Below are 17,272 nucleotides of genomic sequence, written 5' to 3' on the forward strand. Positions count from 1 at the left end.
CGGACAGTCTTCGAGGAAATCCTCTGCATGGGAAACGAAGGAGGCCTTTTTTTGGGGGCCTGGATCCGTCTCACCCAAATAACAGCGCCATCAGTGACGAGATGAAGATATGGTGGACTCACTGAGCAGGTTTTCGGAGCCCTTACGCGTCCCGTAAAGAATCAATTCCGTTCGTCCGTCATGCCGCGTGAACGTTATGCTGCGCACCATGGTCACCGCGTCCGCCATTCCCAAGACGTAGATTTCCGACCAGTCATTTGCCTGCGCGACGTCGTTGAATGCCATCTGTACTTTGCACAATCGGCGTACGCACCGTGCGTTGAACTCCGAGGGAACTCCAAAAGCCACCAGCGGCTCCTCCGTCGCGGCCTCGACCAGTGAACGCTCGGCGGGTTCTGCCCATGACAGGTCTACGCGTGTCTCGGCCAGGAAGAGAGATTCGTAGTTGCTGAATTCCCGGGCCTGTGTATCGTGGCCGTTGGCTTCAGAGGCGGAGGCGCGCGGAACGGGTTCACTCACCGGCGTCGTCCTCGGCGGCGTGAGGAAGGCGGATGGGGGAGGGGCGCTCGCGCGTTGTGCTGGAGGTGTCGCAGTCGCTGCGTTCGCCGACGTCGAATCCGCTCTACGTTTCATCACAAGTGCGGTAGTAGCCATCCCCAATCCGAAAGCCAGACCGGTCACGACTGCAAGCGGCCAGAGCAGAGACCGAGGCGGGCGGGAATGAGTCGACATACGACTGGCCTTTTGGATGGGGTCCTTATCCCGATACGCACAAGGCAAGGAAGAAAGGACAGGCATGGCCAGCCAGAAGCTATGAAAGGGCAGTCGCAATCGGGGGTACCGGTTGCCTTAGTAGCGCGGTCGCTTGCTCAGGGGGCATAAATCTCTGTCTGGTTCGACGGATACTTGACTGGACAGTGCATGGATGGCGAATCGGTCGTTGCTCTCATCGGGCGTGGCGCAGCAGTCCGGCAAAACGTTCATCCAGTAGGATTCGGCCTCTTCTGACAGGGCGCTAAAGACCACGCAGTTCTGCGTCGTCGTCCCGATGATCCGAAAGCGGGTGGCACCGAGACCTGCCAGCAAGTGGGAGAGTTTGGTCTGGTGAAAGCTGTCCGCCTGGTGTTTCACTATGACGGCCGCACCGGCGGCGGCCAGGATGCGGATATCAATACCGGTATTGTCCGTGCCCCATTTGAACAGGCGGTTGTCTGTGGGGTGGCGACATGCTGGACCAGGGCCACGGGTTCGTGGCGTGAGCGGGTTTGGTAGATGGCGTCGAGGGTGGTCTTGGCAATCCAGAGCGGGAAATCCGCCCTTGGCAAAGTGGTTGTTCTGGACGTCGGTGATGAGCAGGGCGGTGGTCATGCGTTACCTTGGAAGGGAGGGTCGGCGCCAGCCAATTGACGGGCCGCGCCTGCAGTAATTGCGACCCGCAAGAAGCCGCGTCGCTCTCCTTAGGATCGAAAGACATTTCCCTTGATAGATGGATCGGACCATACCCACGGCCCTGGCGCACGATGGGCGTATGACCTGGCAGGCCGTGGGTCGTCAAGGGCACCTGATGGACAGACGGTCGCGACGCCCGTGCAGCAAATGGTGGATGAGGGCGTAATCCGGGGTTCAAGGTGCTGCGCGGCGACCTGCGGCGCTACTTTCATCACCGTGGTCAGGGACACGCCGCAGTTCGACGCGCTCGAGGCGTTCCTGCAGTCGCATGCGGACGTGGATAGCGTCAGGAAGATCACCAGCGAAGCTGCTGCCACGTGATCCTGTCCCTCGGGCGACGCGCGGACCTAGATGCGTGCATGCAGGCGCTGCTGCGCTATGGCTGCCACGAGGTCGCCAGCGAGATGCGGAGGGTGAAGCCGTAAGCGCCCGCCTCAGCGGCTCGCGGCTTCCAGTTCGTAGCTCGCGATCTCGTCATCCGCCAGCAACTGCCGCAACTGCGTAGCGGAGGCCCGCTTCATCGGCTTCTCGTCCACGCTGGAGAGGGGCGCCTGGCGCAATGCATCGTGCGGTAGCACGGTGAGGTCGAAGCTCAGCTCCTCGGCGCTGAAAATCCACACCGGCAGGTCCGCCACGCGCTCGCGGTCGATGCGCAGACGGCGTTCGCGCGGTTCCGCTGGAATGCGATGCTCTTCGAGGAAGCGGGTGACTGCATCCGGGTCGTCGCTATGCACGTGCAGGTGGACGGGCGTGTTCGCATCGGCCGTGCCTTCCAGCACCGGGCCCACCAGGCGTGGCGAGAAGCCCGACAGGAACTCCATCGCGCGCAGCGCGGCTTCGCGCCGCTGCCTCAGGCCCACCGCATGCGCCTCGCCGACGAACAGGCGCTGGTACTCGCGTAGCGCGTCCTCGATCTCGCGGTTGCGGGGCAACGACGCGTCATCGTGGATGCCGAGCCGGTTGGCTGCCTTGAGCTTGGCCTGGTGGAAGTCACGAATGCCGCCTTCGGCCATCAGCCGGGCGGCCTCGTGGGCGAGCCGCTGGCGGCGTTCGCGGGTGCGTGTTTCGGCGTGCTGACGAGCGTGGTGCATGGAGTGCCTCCGCGTCGAAACTGACCGCGAATGTACACCATGCACCCGACGTGTCCATGACGGCGCCGATGCGCCGTCATGCCGTCTTCATCGACCCGGCGGGCCGTCAGAAGATGTCGAACGCTTCCTCGTCCGGCACCGCGTCTTCGGGGCCGTACAGGTCGTAGTCCTGGATGCGATCCATGTCTTCGACCTTCACCCATTCGGTCACGCCGTTCAGCGTGGCCTGCACCATGCCGTCGGGCGGATCGTTGAGCGCGACCGGCTTGTCCTTCAATGCCGCGCGCATGTAGTCGATCCAGATCGGCAGGGCGGCCTTGCCGCCGTATTCGCGGTAGCCCAGCGACTGGAAGTTGTCGCGCCCCACCCAGACCACGGTGGCGTAGGTGCCGCCGAACCCGCCGAACCATGCGTCCCGGTGGTCATTGGTGGACCCGGTCTTTCCGCCCACGTCCTCGCGTCCCAGTACCTTTGCTGCAGTGCCGGTGCCGCGCTGGACCACATCGCGCATCATCGATACCAACTGGTACGCGGTGCGCTCGTCGATGGCGCGCGGCGCGGTGACGGCATTCGGGTCGGCCGGCTTTGCTTCTTCCCTGGGCTTCTGCGCGCTGGCGGCAGCGACAGGCTTGGCGGCATCGGCAGGACCGAAGTTGAAGCCATCCACCACCTGGCTGGCCGGCGTACTGCCGCCGTGCTGACCCTGGCCGCAACTGCGGCAGGCGACGGCGGGGTTCTCCTTGAACACCACGTTGCCTTCGCGGTCCTTCACTTCATCGATGAACCACGGTGTCACCCGCGAACCGCCATTGGCGAACACGGCGTACCCGCGAGCTACGGAGAGCGGGGTCAGCGAGGCGGTACCCAGCGACATCGACAGGTTAGGCGGCAGTTCGGCTTCCTCGAAGCCGAACTGGCTGATATAGCTGCGCGCGAACGGCACTCCCATGCCGTCCAGCAGGCGCACCGACACCAGGTTGCGCGACTGCACGAGCGCTTCGCGCAGCCGCATCGGGCCACGGAAGCCGCCGCCGTCGTTCTGCGGGCGCCACATGTGGCCGCGGCGGTCGCGGAACACGACCGGTGCGTCCAGCACGATGGACGCGGGATTGAAGCCCTTCTCGAACGCTGCCGCATACACGAACGGCTTGAAGCTGGAGCCCGGCTGGCGCCGCGCCTGGGTGGCACGGTTGAACTTGTTGCCAGCGAAGCTGTAGCCACCGACGAGCGCGCGCAGGGCGCCGTTGTTCGCGTCCAGCGATACCAGCGCGGCCTGCGCGCGCGGGATCTGGTCGACCACATACGCGCCTTCTTCCTTGCCGGCCTTGATGCGGGCCATGTCGCCGCGTTTGAACAGTTTGGCGGGCGTGCGACCGGTCCACTTGCTGGCGGCGGCAGGCAGGATGAGTTCCTTGCCATCGGCCATCACCACCGTCGCACTGCCGTCAGCGGCGGTACCCGCCACCACCACGGGGATCATGCCGTTCTGCGCGGGCACGCCCCGCAGGTGCGCGGCCAGCGCGGTCGCATCCGCGTCGGCGCCCACGTCGAAATGCTGTTCAATTCCGTTCCAGCCATGGCGGTGGTCGTACAGGCCCAGGCCGTCCCGTACCGCGTCGTTGGCGGCGGTCTGCAGTGCGGCGTCCAGCGTGGTGGTCACGTGGTAGCCCTTGGTCAGCGCCTCGGGCCCGAAGCGCGCAATCATCTCCTGGCGCACCATCTCGGTCACATAGGGCGCATGCACCTCGATCGGGCGCTCATGCGGTTTGGCGTGCATGGGCTCGGCCTTGGCCTGGGCGGCATCGGCTGCAGTGACGTAACCATCCTCGCGCATGCGCTCTACGACATAGGCGCTGCGCTGCTGATTGCGGCCGGGATTGCTGATGGGATTGCCGCTGGAAGGGAATTTCAGCGCACTGACCAGGGTAGCGGTCTCGGCCAGGGTCAGCTGGTCCAGCGTCTTGCCGTAGTAATACTCGGCGGCGGCCGCCACGCCATAGGAGCGGTTCCCGAAGAAGCTCTTGTTGAGGTACAGCTCCAGGATCTCGTCCTTGGTCAGCATCTTCTCGATGCGGATGGCCAGCATCATCTCCACCAGCTTGCGGGTGTAGCTGTACTCGGAGCTGAGGAACCACTGCCGGGCCACCTGCTGGGTGATGGTGCTGCCGCCGGCCACGCGGCCTTCCTTGCGGCTGACGATCTGCCAGACGGCTCGGGCGATACCCGTGGGGTCGATGCCGTTGTGTTCGTAGAACTTGCTGTCCTCGGCCGCGACGAAGGCCTGCTTGACCCGGGCCGGGACCTTCTCGATCTGGACGGGATAGCGCCGGATCTCGCCGTAGAGCCCCATCAGCCGGCCGTCGCTGGCGTAGATATAGAGGGGTTCCTGTAGTTCCACGCTCCGCAGGGACTGGACGTCCGGGACTTTGGACGAAACCGTGTAGTACAGCACCCCCAAGCCGACCAGGCCGGCGAGGGCAAGTATCAGGAACGTGATGAGGGTCCAACGGAGAAGACGACGGAAACGGGACATCCAGTGCTTTCCGATTGCAGAATTCGTAACGGCAGAGTATAGATGACCGCCGGGATCACCACAGGTGATCCCAAGGGGAACAGGGACTTGGGGAACAACCCTCGTGAAACGTGACAAGCCGCACAGCCACGTCAACGTCGGTTGCCAAGAGTAAAAACTTGGTTATTAATGTCGGCGCGTGTCGTGCGCCCAGTGCCCGTCGGAAGGGGAAAGACCGTGGGGCTAATCCCAAAAAGCCAGTCGTCGCTGATCGGCGTCGATATCAGTTCGACTGCGGTGAAGCTGCTGCAGCTCTCGCGTGTGGGCAACCGTTACCGGGTTGAGCACTACGCCGTCGAGCCGCTGCCGCCCAATGCCGTGGTCGAGAAGAACATCGTCGAGGTGGAAGCCGTCGGCGAGGCCATCCGTCGCGCGGTGAACCGTGCCGGCAGCAAGGCCAAGCACGCCGCCGCCGCGGTGGCCGGATCGGCGGTGATCACCAAGATCATCCCGATGCCTGCCGACCTGGACGAGAACGATCTGGAGGCCCAGGTCGAGCTAGAGGCCGTCAATTACATCCCGTATCCCATCGAGGAAGTGAACATCGACTTCGAGGTGCTGGGCCCGATGCCCAACAACCCGGAGATGGTGCAGGTGCTCCTGGCTGCCTCGCGCTCGGAGAACGTGGAACTGCGGCAGTCCGCACTCGAGCTCGGCGGCCTGACCGCCAAGGTCATGGACGTGGAAGCCTTTGCCGTGGAGAACGCCTTCGCGCTGATGGCCAACGATCTGCCCGTCCCGCAGGACGGCGTGGTGGCGCTGGTCGATATCGGCGCCACGATGACCACGCTGAACGTCCTGCGCCGTGGCCGCAGCCTCTACAGCCGCGAACAGGTGTTCGGCGGCAAGCAGCTGACCGACGAAGTGATGCGGCGGTACGGACTGACTTATGAAGAGGCCGGTCTGGCCAAGCGTCAGGGCGGCTTGCCGGAAAGCTACGAAGTCGAAGTGCTGGAGCCTTTCAAAGAGGCGACGGTCCAGCAGATCAGCCGCCTGCTGCAGTTCTTCTACGCGGGCAGTGAATTCAACCGCGTCGACCAGATCGTCCTGGCGGGCGGATGCGCCGCGCTGGCCGGCTTGCCGGAAATGGTGGAAGAGCAGCTGGGCGTGCCCACCGTGGTCGCCAACCCGCTGGCGCAGATGACCCTCGGCCCGCGCGTGCAGGCGCATGCGCTGGCACAGGACGCTCCCGCGCTGATGATCGCCACCGGCCTGGCTTTGAGGAGCTTCGACTGATGGCAAGAATCAACCTACTCCCGTGGCGTGCCGAGCGCCGCGTCCAGCGACAGCGCGAGTTCTACGTGATGCTGGGTGCAGCGGCGATCGCGGGTCTGCTGCTGTCCTTCCTGCTGTGGTTCCACTATGACGGCCAGGTGTCCGGCCAGACCGAGCGCAACGACTTCCTCAAGGATGAAATCGCCAAGGTCCAGGCGCAGAACAAGGAAATCGAGCGCCTCGACGAGCAGAAGCGCCGCTTGCTGGCCCGCAAGGACGTGATCGAGAAACTGCAAGCCAACCGTTCGCAAATGGTGCACCTGTTCGACTCGCTGGTGCGGACCATTCCGGACGGCGTGATGCTGGCCAACATCAAGCAGGAAGGCGAAGTGCTGACGCTGCAGGGGCGCGCGCAATCCAACGCCCGTGTCAGTACCTACATGCGCAACCTGGAAACGTCCGGGTGGATGACCAAGCCAGAGCTGTCGATCATCGAAGCCAAGCCGGAAGAGGTCAAAACGCTGACCAACACCGGTGCAGGCAGCGCGCTGCCCTACGTGTTCACGCTCCAGGTACGGCTGGCGAATCCCACCGCGGAACAGGAAGCGGAAACGGCCGCTGCAGGCGCCACGCCCGCCGATCCGAACGCCCCGGCCACCACGCCTGTCCCGGCAGCGCCGCTGGAAGGGCAGCCTTCGGCACCCGCACCCGCACCCGCCACACCTGCGCCCACCACCCCGACACCGACGGCGCCCGCAGGCAGTTCGCCCCAGGCTTCCGGGAGCAACACATGAGCCAGAAGACGTCGCTCAAGAACCTGGACATCAACAACATCGGCGCGTGGCCGCAGAACGCCAAGATCGGATTCTGCGCCGTGCTCGCCGTGTTCATTCTGGTCCTGTCCTACTTCCTCTTCGTCAAGGGGAAGGTGGAGACACTGGATTCGCTCGAGCAGGAAGAGGTGCGCCTGCGCCAGGACTTCGAGAAGGAACAGGCCAAGGCCGCCAACCTCGAACCCCTGAAGCAGCAGCTCGCCCAGATGGAGCAGGTGCTCCAGCAGATGCTGCGCCAGTTGCCTAGCAAGACGGAAATGCCCGACCTGATCATCGACATCTCGCAGACCGCGTTGTCCAGCGGCCTGACCAACGAGTTGTTCCAGCCGGAGCCCGAAACGCTGAAGGAGTTCTACGCCGAGAAGCCGATCCAGCTGCGCATGGTGGGCAACTACCACCAGTTCGGTGCTTTCGTCAGTGGCGTTGCATCCCTGCCGCGGGTGGTGATCCTGACCATGCACGACATCTCGCTGCAGCCGAAGGAAGGCAAGGGCGGCATCAACCGCGGCGCCCTGGAGCTCTCAGGCACGGTCAAGACGTATCGCTACCTGGACGAGACCGAGGTTGCGGAGCAGGAGGCCGCGGCGGCTGAAGCTGCCAAGGCGAGCGGCAAGGGCAAGGCGCCCGCGTCGGGAGGGAAGCAATGATGCGCAGCAATTGGCACCTTATGATCCTGGCGGCGGCCGTGCTGACGTCCGGTTGCGCCCGCGGCATCACCAGCACGCCCGGGGATGCGCCGAACCTGCGCGCCTGGGTGGAAGACGTGCGTGCGCGCCCAGCGCCACCACTCGAACCGCTGCCGGTGATGCAGCAGTTCGAAACGTTCGAATATGCGGCACAGACGCTCCGGGATCCGTTCAGCAACGCCTGGAGCAATACCGACGGGGGCGGGCTGCGGCCGGATCCTGACCGGCGCAAGGAAACACTGGAGCAGTACCCGCTGGACAGCCTGGACATGGTCGGCACGCTCGGCAAGGGGGCAGGTCTGGTGGCACTGGTGATGGGACCCGACAAGGTCACCTACCGGGTACGTCCGGGGAACTACCTGGGGCAGAGCGATGGCCGTGTCACCTCGGTCCGCGAAGATGGCTTGGAACTTGTCGAACTAGTGCCGGATGGCGCAGGCGGATGGCTGGAACGGCCGGCGTCGATTGCGCTTGAAGATCAATGATTGGGGGATACACGATGACCGCTACGAATGCCCACCGCCCGCGGCCGTCCCGGCGCCTGGCTACTTTCCGGGTCTGCTCTCTTGGGCTGGCCATCGGCCTGCTTGCGGCGGCCAATGCCGCAGGCGCCGCCTCGCCAACGCCACCGGCCTCGTCCCCCGTAACCGTCGCGACGCCTGCGTCCGCGGTCTCGGTGTCGAACATCGACTTCCGTCGCGGTGAGGATGGTTCGGGACGGCTGATCGTCAAGTTCGACGGGCAGGGCGCTGCTCCGGACCTGCGCAACCAGGGCGACAGCGTGGTGGTGAGTGTCGGCAATGCGACGTTGCCCGCCTCGCTGCAGCGTCCGCTCAATGTGGTCGATTTCGCCACGCCCGTGCAGCGTGTCGAGGCACAGAGCAAGGGCGGCGGAACCCAGCTGGTGCTCAGCACCCGTGGCGATTTCGAATCGCTGGCATACCAGTCGGGCAACGAATACGTGGTGGAGATCGTGCCGCGCGCCGGACAGAAGGCGATGGGCGGAGCAAATGCCACCTCCGGTACCAGTGCCTCCGCCGTGGTGGCGGCAGCGCAGAAGGTGGCCACCGAGGCCCGCCGCTACAGTGGCCGCCCGGTGACCTTCAACTTCCAGGACGTGCCGGTACGCACGGTGCTGCAGCTGATCGCGGAAGAGTCGAATCTCAACATCGTCGCGTCGGATACGGTGCAGGGCAACGTCACGTTGCGTCTGGTCAACGTGCCGTGGGACCAGGCGCTCGACATCGTCCTGCGCGCCAAGGGCCTGGACAAACGCCGCGATGGCGCGGTGGTCTGGGTCGCCCCGCAGCCCGAACTGGCCAAGTTCGAGCAGGACAAGGAAGACGCGCGCATCGCGATCGAGAACCGCGAGGACATGGTCACCGACTACGTCCAGATCAACTATCACAGCGCCGCCGCTATCTTCAAGGCACTGACCGAGGCCAAGGGCATCGGCAACCAGAACAGTGGCGGTGGTGGTGGTGGTGGCAGGGAGCAGGAGAACGGATTCCTCTCCCCGCGCGGACGCTTGGTTGCGGACGAGCGCACCAACATGCTGATGATCAGCGACATCCCGAAGAAGGTCGCGCAGATGCGCGAACTGATCTCGATGATCGACCGGCCCGTCGACCAGGTGCTGATCGAAGGCCGCATCGTGATCGCCAGCGATACCTTCGCGCGCGACCTGGGTGCCCGTTTCGGCATCCAGGGGCGTCGTATCGGGGACCGTAGCCAGGGCATCGGCGGTTCGCTGGGCGGCAACGCCGGCAACATCAGCAACCCGACCCAGCCGATCACCCCGGGTGGCCTGAATGTCAACCTGCCTGCAGACGGGTTCACTGACGCAGCGGCGGGCGCTCTTGCCTATACGCTGCTGGGCCGCAATTTCGCCATCGACCTCGAACTTTCCGCCATGCAGGAAGAAGGTCGTGGCGAAGTGATCTCGAATCCGCGCATCGTCACCGCCAACCAGCGTGAAGGCGTCATCCGTCAGGGCAAGGAAGTCGGTTACGTCACCATTACTGCAGGCCAGGGCGGTGTTGCGACGCCCAACGTGCAGTTCAAGGAAGCCCTGCTGGAACTGAAGGTGATGCCCACAATCACCAATGACAACCGGGTGTTCCTGAACCTGAATGTCAAGAAGGACGAAGTGGCGGAGTTCATCACGCTGGAAGGCTATGGCAGCGTGCCGACCATCGACAAGCGTGAAATCAATACCGCGGTGCTGGTCGATGACGGTCAGACCGTCGTGATCGGCGGCGTGTACGAGTTCGCCGATCGCAGCAGTGTGGCCAAGGTGCCTTTCCTCGGCGACATCCCCTTCCTGGGCAACCTGTTCAAGAAGAAGGGACGCAGCAAGGAAAAGGCCGAACTGCTGATCTTCATCACGCCGAAGGTGCTGTCGGTCTCCAAGCGCTGAGGTGTAGCGCTCAGCGCATCATCGAACGGGCCGCGATAGCGGCCCGTTTCGTTTCTTTCGCCTGGGGCTGAATCCGGCTCCGATTCGTCGTTCCCTGCGGGAACCGCCATGGCAAACTGCGGTCACAGGCACGCCACGCCTTCCGGAGCGCCCATGGATTCCACGCCACTGAACACACGAACGCTGTTTGACCGCTTCAGTGCGCTGCGTGACGACCTTTCCCGGACCATCGTCGGCCAGTCCGCGCTGGTCGAAAGGCTGCTGATCGCATTGCTTGCCGATGGCCATCTTCTGGTGGAAGGCGCGCCCGGGCTGGCGAAGACCACGGCGATCCGTGCGCTGGCGTCGCGGCTGCAGGCGGAGTTCGCACGCGTGCAGTTCACGCCGGACCTGCTGCCTGCCGACCTTACCGGCACCGAGGTCTGGCGGCCACAGGATGGCCGGTTCGAATTTCAGCCCGGGCCGGTGTTCCATCCGTTGTTGCTGGCCGATGAAATCAATCGGGCGCCGGCCAAGGTGCAATCGGCGTTGCTGGAAGCGATGGGCGAACGCCAGGTGACGGTGGGCCGGCATACGTATCCATTGCCGGCCTTGTTCCTGGTGATGGCCACGCAGAATCCGATCGAACAGGAAGGCACCTTCCCGTTGCCGGAGGCGCAGTTGGACCGGTTCCTCATGCACGTGAAGATCGGATACCCCGAGGCAGCCGCGGAAGCCAACATCCTGCGGCTGGCGCGTGATCGTGCCCGCGAACAGATGCAGTCCGTCCCGGCGGCGGTCGAGCGCATGCCATTGGAGGATGTCTTCAGTGCGCGCACACAGGTGCTGGACCTGCATCTCGCGCCGGCGCTGGAACGCTATCTGATCGAGCTGGTCCTCGCTTCGCGCGACGCTGCACGCTACGACGCGACGCTGGCGCGGCGGATCGCCTGGGGCGCGAGCCCACGCGGTTCCATTGCCCTGGAGCGCTGCGCACGTGCGCGCGCCTGGCTGGCAGGTCGCGACTATGTGACGCCCGACGACATCCGCGCCATCGCCCCCGACGTGTTGCGCCACCGCGTGCTGCCCAGCTACGAGGCCACGGCCGAGGGCTGGGATGGCGATCGTCTGGTGAAAGCGTTGCTCGACGTGGTCCCGCTGCCCTGAGCGCCTGCGCGAACGTCCGCACGGCATGCCCATGAGCGAAGGCATCGTACCCACCCTCACCGAGCTGATCGCCTTGCGGGCGAGCGCCCAGCGGCGCCCACCCGCGCGACGCGGCCGGCATTCCGTCACGGGGCCGTCCTCCTCGCCCTTGCGAGGGCGCGGCATGGAATATGCGGAATCCCGCGAGTACGTGGCGGGCGACGATGTCCGCCACATCGACTGGCGACTGACGGCGCGCAGCGGGCGCACGCATACCAAGCTGTTCCAGGCCGAGCGTGAACGGCTGACGTTGCTGGTCGCCGACACGTCGCCATTGCTGTACTTCGGTACGCGCGTGAGGTTCAAGTCGGTGCAGGCCGCGCGTGCCGGCGCGGTGGCGGCTTGGCAGGCCGTGCGTGAAGGCGATCGCCTGGCGATCCTGCGTGGCAGCATGACGGAAGCGCCTGTTCCGCCCGCATCGGGTACCCGCGGGGTACTGCGTGTTCTCGATGCGCTGGTGCGCTGGTATACGGCGCCACCACCGGAGGATCTGGGGTTGGCGTTCGCGCTCGATCACGCAGCACGCCTGCTGCGCCCCGGGTCGCGTCTGCTGGTGCTGGCCGATCCCCACAGCCTGGCCACCATTCCGGAGACGCGGTGGCCGGCACTCGCCGCGCATCATGATGTGGTCGTGCTCTTGCTGACGGATCCGCTGGAGACGGATCCTCCAACGCAGCGACTTCCCTTCTCCGTTGGAAGCCAGCGCGTGGAACTTGATCTCGCCAGCCCCGCGCAACGCGAGGCGTGGCGTGCCGAGTTCCAGCAACCCCTGGATCGCGCGCTTGATCGGCTGCCTGCACGCGGCGTGGAAGTCCGCACCTTGTCCACGGATGCGGACAGCGACGCGTGGCTCGTCGCGCTGGGCCGCGCGCAGCCGCAGGTGGCCTGAGCATGACCATGGCGACGCTGGTGCTGCGCGACGTGCATGTTCCGCCATCGCCATCCTGGTGGCCGCTGGCGCCGGGCTGGTGGTTGTTGATCGCCGCCATCGTCCTGGTCATTGTCGGCGTGACCGCATGGCGACTGCATCGCCATCGGCGCCGCCAGGCATGGCAACGCTGGTTCGATGCGACGAGCGAAGAAAACACACCGGCCGCGCGGGTGGCCGCGATGTCGGAACTGCTGCGCCGTGCTGCGCGACAGCGGGATGCCTCCGCCGACCGGCTGGAAGGCGAAGCGTGGCTGCGATTCCTCGATGGTGGGAAAGGCCATGCGTTCACGCAAGGGCCCGGCCGACTGCTGTTGGATGGCGGATATCGTCGCGAGGTGGATGCAGTCGAGTTGGCCGCAGCGCGCGTCGTCGCGCGCGCGCGCTTCCTCGAACTGATGGCGGGTTCGCGATGAGTGGGTCACTGCCCATGCTGCAGCTGCTGCAGGATGGCTATGCCGGCTTCGCATGGCCATGGTTCTGGCTGGCGTTTCCCTTGCCTTGGCTGGTGCGCTGGCTACTGCCCGCGCGCCGTACCCAAGCCGATGCGCTGAGGGTGCCCTACGGTCGTTCGGTGCAATCCATCGCGCAGCGCGGTGGGCGCGGCATGCCGGGGCGGGGCGCCGCGCTGGCGTGGCTCGTGTGGTTCCTGCTCTGCGCCGCCGCCGCGCGTCCGCAACAGTTTGGCGATGCCGTCACGCCGCCGGTGAGCGGGCGCGACCTGATGCTCGCGGTCGACCTGTCCGGCAGCATGACCGAGCCCGATATGGAGCTGGGCGGTGCCGTCGTCGATCGCCTGACCGCAGCGAAAGCCGTGCTCGCCGACTTCCTCGACCGCCGCGACGGTGATCGCGTCGGCCTGCTGGTATTCGGTCAGCGCGCCTATGCGATGACGCCACTGACGCGCGACCTGCAGACCGTACGCGAGCAGTTGCGCGATGCCGTGGCCGGGCTCGCCGGCCGCGAAACCGCGATCGGTGATGCCATCGCGCTCGCGGTGCGTCGGCTGCGCACGCAGGAGGAGGGCCAGCGCGTCCTGATCCTGCTGACCGATGGCGTGAACTCTGCCGGTGTACTGACGCCGCAGAAGGCAGCGGAACTGGCGAAGGAGGAGCGCGTGCGCATCCATACCATCGCCTTCGGCAGCGATGGGGGGATGAGCTTGTTCGGCATTCCGTTGCCGATGCCGGCCAGTTCGCCGGAAGACATCGACGAGGCGACCCTGCGCGATGTCGCCGCGCAGACCGGCGGACGGTTCTACCGCGCGCGCGATACCAACGAACTGGCCGGCATCTACGCCGAGCTGGATCGCCTCGAACCGGTGCAGCAGGCGGGCAAGGCCGTGCGCCCGCGCATCGAGCGCTATCACTGGCCCTTGGCCGCGGCGCTGGGCTTCGCGCTGTTGAGTTTCGTGTGGCCGCGGAGGCGCGCATGAGTGCCTTCTGGAGCGCACTGCATTTCCTGCGCCCGCACTGGTTGTGGGCCTTGCTGGTGCTGCCGCTGCTGGCGTGGTGGTGGCGCGTGCAGCGGCACCGCCTGAATGCCTGGCAGGGCCATGTGGACGCGCATCTGCTGCGGCATCTGCTGGTGCGGGGCGGTGGCGCGGCGCGCGCGGGCATGATCGTGGCCGCGTTGGCGTACGCGCTCGCGGTGCTCGCGCTCGCAGGGCCGAGCTGGCGGCAGGGCGACCAGCCGTTGTGGCAAGCCCAGCGTCCGCTGGTGGTGGTGCTGGATCTTTCCAGCCGTATCATGACGACTGACCTGCCGCCTTCGCGACTGCTGCAGGCGCGGGCGAAGCTGGCGCGCCTGCTCGACGCACGCGCCGGCAGTCCGGTCGCGTTGGTCGCCTTCGCGGACGACGCGTTCACGGTCGCGCCGATGACCGACGACACGGCCAACATCCGGTTGTACCTCGATGAGCTGGCGCCGGAGATCATGCCGGTGGACGGGCAGCGCACCGATCGCGGTATCGCTTGGGCGGCGCGTCTATTGGCTCAGGCGGATTTCCGTAACGGCGACATCCTGGTGCTCACGGATCACGCAGGCGGTGGCGCAGCGAAAGCCGCCGCCGACGCGCGCGCGCAAGGCTACCTGGTCTCGGTGCTCGGTCTGGGCACAGCCGCAGGTGCGGCGTATCGCGGCAACGACGGGACGATCGGCCATGCGGCGCTGGACGCTTCATCGCTGCGCGCATTGGCCACAGCCGGCGGCGGACGTTACGAGTCGGCCACGGCCGACAACGGCGATCTTGCAGCGCTCGGCGTGGCTTCGTCGGGACTGGAGACCGTGGGCACGTCGACGATGCCCGGCGGCGGCAAAGCGTGGCGTGACGAAGGCTATTGGTTGTTGATTCCGATTCTGCTGCTGGCATTGCTGTGGTTCCGCCGTGGGGCGGCGCTGGTACTGGCGGGGGCGCTCTGGTTCCCGCTCGCGCAGCCCGCGCATGCGGCTGGCATCGAGTGGTGGCAGCGCCCGGACCAAGCCGAACACGCGCGCATCGCCGAAGGCGCCGATGCGTACCGGCAGGGCGACTTCGCTGCCGCCGAGCAGGCGTTCACCGGCATCGATACCGCCGAGGGCTGGTACAACCTCGGCAACGCGCTGGCGAAGCAGCAACGTTATGACGATGCCATCGCGGCGTACGACCGCGCGCTGCGCGCACAGCCGGGCATGGCCGATGCACTGGCGAACCGCGCGGCCGTGGATGCGGCACGCAAGCGCCCGCCGTCGCCGGGAGAGGGGCAAGGCAAGCCAGGACAGCAGGGCGACGGCAGCAATGCATCCGGAGCGTCGCAGGACCAGTCCAAGCCCGATCCAGGGGCACAGAAGAGTGCATCGCCATCGACTGCTGACCAGCCTTCCGCCTCATCGGCATCGCGCGATGCGCGCAAGCCGTCGCCCGATGCGGATCCATCGCGCACCGGCGCGCCACCATCATCCACGCCGGATGCCGCCGCGCAGGCAGCTGCCGATGCGGCACAGCGTGAACGCATGCGCGCGGCGATGGCACGCGAATCCGGAGATGGGAAGGATGCAGCCGGGAACACGCCTGCTGTCCAGGCCGAAACCGCGGAGCAGCGCGAACGGCGCCAGGCGGTCGATGCGTGGCTGAAGCGCGTGCCGGACGAGCCCGGTTCGCTGCTAAAGGCAAAGTTCCGGCTCGAACACGAACGCCGGCAGAGGGAAGGGCGATGAAACATCGGGTGTTGATCCTGTTGTGCCTGCTGGTGGCATGGCCGGTCTCGTTGATGGCCGCCACCCGCGCGTGGCTGGAACAACCCACCGTCGCGCTCGGACAGGCAGTCACGCTGAATGTGGAAACCGATGCGGTGTCCGCCACGCCCGACCTCACCCCGCTGATGCGCGATTTCGAGGTGGAAGGGCAGTCCGACAGCCGCAGCGTCGGACTGGTGAACGGGCGCGTGCGCAGCAGCACGACGTTCGCGCTGACGCTGCGTCCGCGACGCGCAGGCACGCTGGCGATCCCGGCGTTGCAGGTCGGCGGCGAACGCACCGCCCCGCTGATGCTCGAGGTGACCGCGACCCCGACCGCCAGCGCGGCATCGAACGGTCTCGTATTCGTGGAAACCGAGATCGACGACCCAAGCCCTTACGTGCAGCAGTCGGTAGGCGTCACCGTACGGCTCTATTACGCCACGCCGCTGGTCTCCGGCCAGCTCGACCTGGATCCGCCGGATGGCGCGCTGCTGCAGCGCGTCGGCGACATAGTGCAGTCCAGCCGCGAGATCGACGGACGGCGTTACAGCACGGCCGAGCGCCGCTTCCTGCTGGTGCCGGAGCGCAGCGGCGCATTGACGTTGCCTGGCCCCCGTTTCAGCGGCCGTGGTGCAGGTGGCTGGATGGACGACCTGCTCGGCGGCAACAGTCGCGAAGTGAACATCACCGGCGCGCCGCGCACGCTGCAGGTGCGCGCGCAGCCGGCGAACGCACCCCAGCCCTGGTTGCCGGTACGCGACCTTCGCCTGCGCTATACCGCAGTGCCAGACCAGCTGCGTACGGGTGAAGCGGCCACGCTTGCCATCGAGACCACCGTCATCGGCGCCACGCAGGCACAGCTGCCCGAACTGCCCGTGCCCTCGATACCGGGCGCGCAGGTGTTCGCGGAACCACCGCAATACGATGAGACGTTCAATGGCGGCACGCCGCAGGTGAAGTTGACGCGTCGCTACTCCGTCGTACCCTCGCAGCCGGGCTCGCTGGCGGTGCCCGGCGTGGCGATGGCGTGGTGGGACGTGCGTACCGGCACGGCGAAGCGCGCGACGCTGCAGGACCTGGCCATCCCGGTCGTGCAGGGGAATGGGCAGGCGGCGCATCCGCCGGCACGGGATGCCGCAGTGCCGATGGCGCCGGCCGCCACGGACGATGGCGTCATGGCGCTGTCCGGCGACCGACGCCTGCCGGCCCACCTGTGGCCGTGGCTGGCCGCCGGTTTTGCGTTGTTGTGGTTGGCCACGCTGGTGTGGGGGTTGTCGCGTCGGCCGGGTGGCGCGAACGTGGCCCGGATCCGCGGACATGCGACGGAGCCCACCCACCCGACGATATCCTCCGCGACCCATACGGCGGCCGACCTGAAACGCGTGCTCGATGCTGGCGATCTCGACGATATGGAAGCCGTGCTCTGCGGTATGGCGCGCCCCGCGGTCATCGACCTGGACGACCTGCAGCGTCGCCTCGTCATGCCGGCGCAGCGTGCCGCAGTGGACCTGCTGCGCCGCGCCCGCTGGGCAGGCGGCGATCCGGCACAGGCCCGCCTTGCGCTGCGCGAAGCCTTCCGTGGAGGGCCGCAGTGGCAGGCAGGAGACGTCGGCGTGGCGGACGAACCGCTGCCGCCGTTGTATCCCCGGTAGGGGAAACCGGACCGATGTTCGTCATC

At 66.3% G+C, this 17,272-nt stretch carries 15 protein-coding genes; 11 read left to right on the forward strand and 4 right to left on the reverse strand.

What is annotated here, in order from left to right:
• Positions 1-90: 90 nt before the first annotated feature.
• The 4 genes from FB548_RS15075 to FB548_RS15090 form a co-directional block, all read right to left on the reverse strand.
• Positions 91-519 carry a hypothetical protein gene (locus FB548_RS15075; RefSeq protein ID WP_142125620.1) on the reverse strand — a complete coding sequence of 143 codons (429 nt, stop codon included), beginning with the start codon at positions 517-519 and terminating at the stop codon, positions 91-93.
• Between the two features lie 330 nt (positions 520-849).
• Entirely contained in the window at positions 850-1,368 is a 519-nt protein-coding gene (locus FB548_RS15080) for an isochorismatase family protein (RefSeq protein ID WP_142125621.1), read from the reverse strand.
• A gap of 515 nt (positions 1,369-1,883) precedes the next feature.
• Positions 1,884-2,540 (reverse strand): hypothetical protein, encoded by a 657-nt coding sequence (locus tag FB548_RS15085; protein WP_142125622.1) that lies wholly within the window; start codon positions 2,538-2,540, stop codon positions 1,884-1,886.
• 106 nt (positions 2,541-2,646) lie between these two features.
• Positions 2,647-5,073, reverse strand: a complete 2,427-nt coding sequence (locus FB548_RS15090) for a penicillin-binding protein 1A (RefSeq protein ID WP_142125623.1) — start codon at positions 5,071-5,073, stop codon at positions 2,647-2,649.
• A 216-nt stretch (positions 5,074-5,289) separates the two neighbouring features.
• On the opposite strand from FB548_RS15090, the gene FB548_RS15095 reads away from it, so the two are divergent.
• The 11 genes from FB548_RS15095 to FB548_RS15145 all read left to right on the forward strand — a co-directional run bounded on the left by FB548_RS15095 (position 5,290) and on the right by FB548_RS15145 (position 17,246).
• Positions 5,290-6,348, forward strand: coding sequence for a pilus assembly protein PilM (locus FB548_RS15095; protein WP_142125624.1), 1,059 nt, complete (start codon positions 5,290-5,292; stop codon positions 6,346-6,348).
• Positions 6,348-7,121, forward strand: a complete 774-nt coding sequence (locus FB548_RS15100) for a PilN domain-containing protein (protein ID WP_142125625.1) — start codon at positions 6,348-6,350, stop codon at positions 7,119-7,121. Before FB548_RS15095 ends, FB548_RS15100 begins: the two co-directional genes overlap by 1 nt.
• On the forward strand, positions 7,118-7,807 hold the full coding sequence (gene pilO / locus FB548_RS15105; protein ID WP_142125626.1) for a type 4a pilus biogenesis protein PilO: 690 nt from the start codon (positions 7,118-7,120) through the stop codon (positions 7,805-7,807). The genes FB548_RS15100 and pilO overlap by 4 nt, the downstream gene beginning before the upstream one ends.
• Entirely contained in the window at positions 7,807-8,331 is a 525-nt protein-coding gene (locus tag FB548_RS15110; RefSeq protein WP_255470598.1) for a pilus assembly protein PilP, read from the forward strand. Before pilO ends, FB548_RS15110 begins: the two co-directional genes overlap by 1 nt.
• Before the next feature lie 14 nt (positions 8,332-8,345).
• Positions 8,346-10,265: a type IV pilus secretin PilQ family protein gene (locus tag FB548_RS15115; protein WP_142125628.1), complete on the forward strand. Its 1,920-nt coding sequence runs from the start codon at positions 8,346-8,348 to the stop codon at positions 10,263-10,265.
• Between the two features lie 153 nt (positions 10,266-10,418).
• A complete protein-coding gene (locus FB548_RS15120; protein ID WP_142125629.1) occupies positions 10,419-11,411 on the forward strand; it encodes a MoxR family ATPase in 993 nt (330 codons plus the stop codon).
• A 31-nt stretch (positions 11,412-11,442) separates the two neighbouring features.
• On the forward strand, positions 11,443-12,339 hold the full coding sequence (locus FB548_RS15125; protein ID WP_255470582.1) for a DUF58 domain-containing protein: 897 nt from the start codon (positions 11,443-11,445) through the stop codon (positions 12,337-12,339).
• Positions 12,340-12,341: 2 nt separating this feature from the next.
• Positions 12,342-12,794: a DUF4381 domain-containing protein gene (locus tag FB548_RS19040; protein ID WP_142125631.1), complete on the forward strand. Its 453-nt coding sequence runs from the start codon at positions 12,342-12,344 to the stop codon at positions 12,792-12,794.
• A 14-nt stretch (positions 12,795-12,808) separates the two neighbouring features.
• Entirely contained in the window at positions 12,809-13,813 is a 1,005-nt protein-coding gene (locus tag FB548_RS15135; RefSeq protein ID WP_255470583.1) for a VWA domain-containing protein, read from the forward strand.
• Entirely contained in the window at positions 13,810-15,573 is a 1,764-nt protein-coding gene (locus FB548_RS15140; RefSeq protein WP_142125633.1) for a VWA domain-containing protein, read from the forward strand. Before FB548_RS15135 ends, FB548_RS15140 begins: the two co-directional genes overlap by 4 nt.
• Complete coding sequence (locus tag FB548_RS15145) at positions 15,570-17,246, forward strand: BatD family protein (RefSeq protein WP_142125634.1); 1,677 nt, start codon at positions 15,570-15,572, stop codon at positions 17,244-17,246. Before FB548_RS15140 ends, FB548_RS15145 begins: the two co-directional genes overlap by 4 nt.
• The last annotated feature ends 26 nt before the right edge of the window (positions 17,247-17,272 follow it).

The sequence above is a fragment of the Pseudoxanthomonas sp. 3HH-4 genome (genome assembly GCF_006716465.1).
In the GTDB taxonomy this organism is placed as follows: domain Bacteria; phylum Pseudomonadota; class Gammaproteobacteria; order Xanthomonadales; family Xanthomonadaceae; genus Pseudoxanthomonas_A.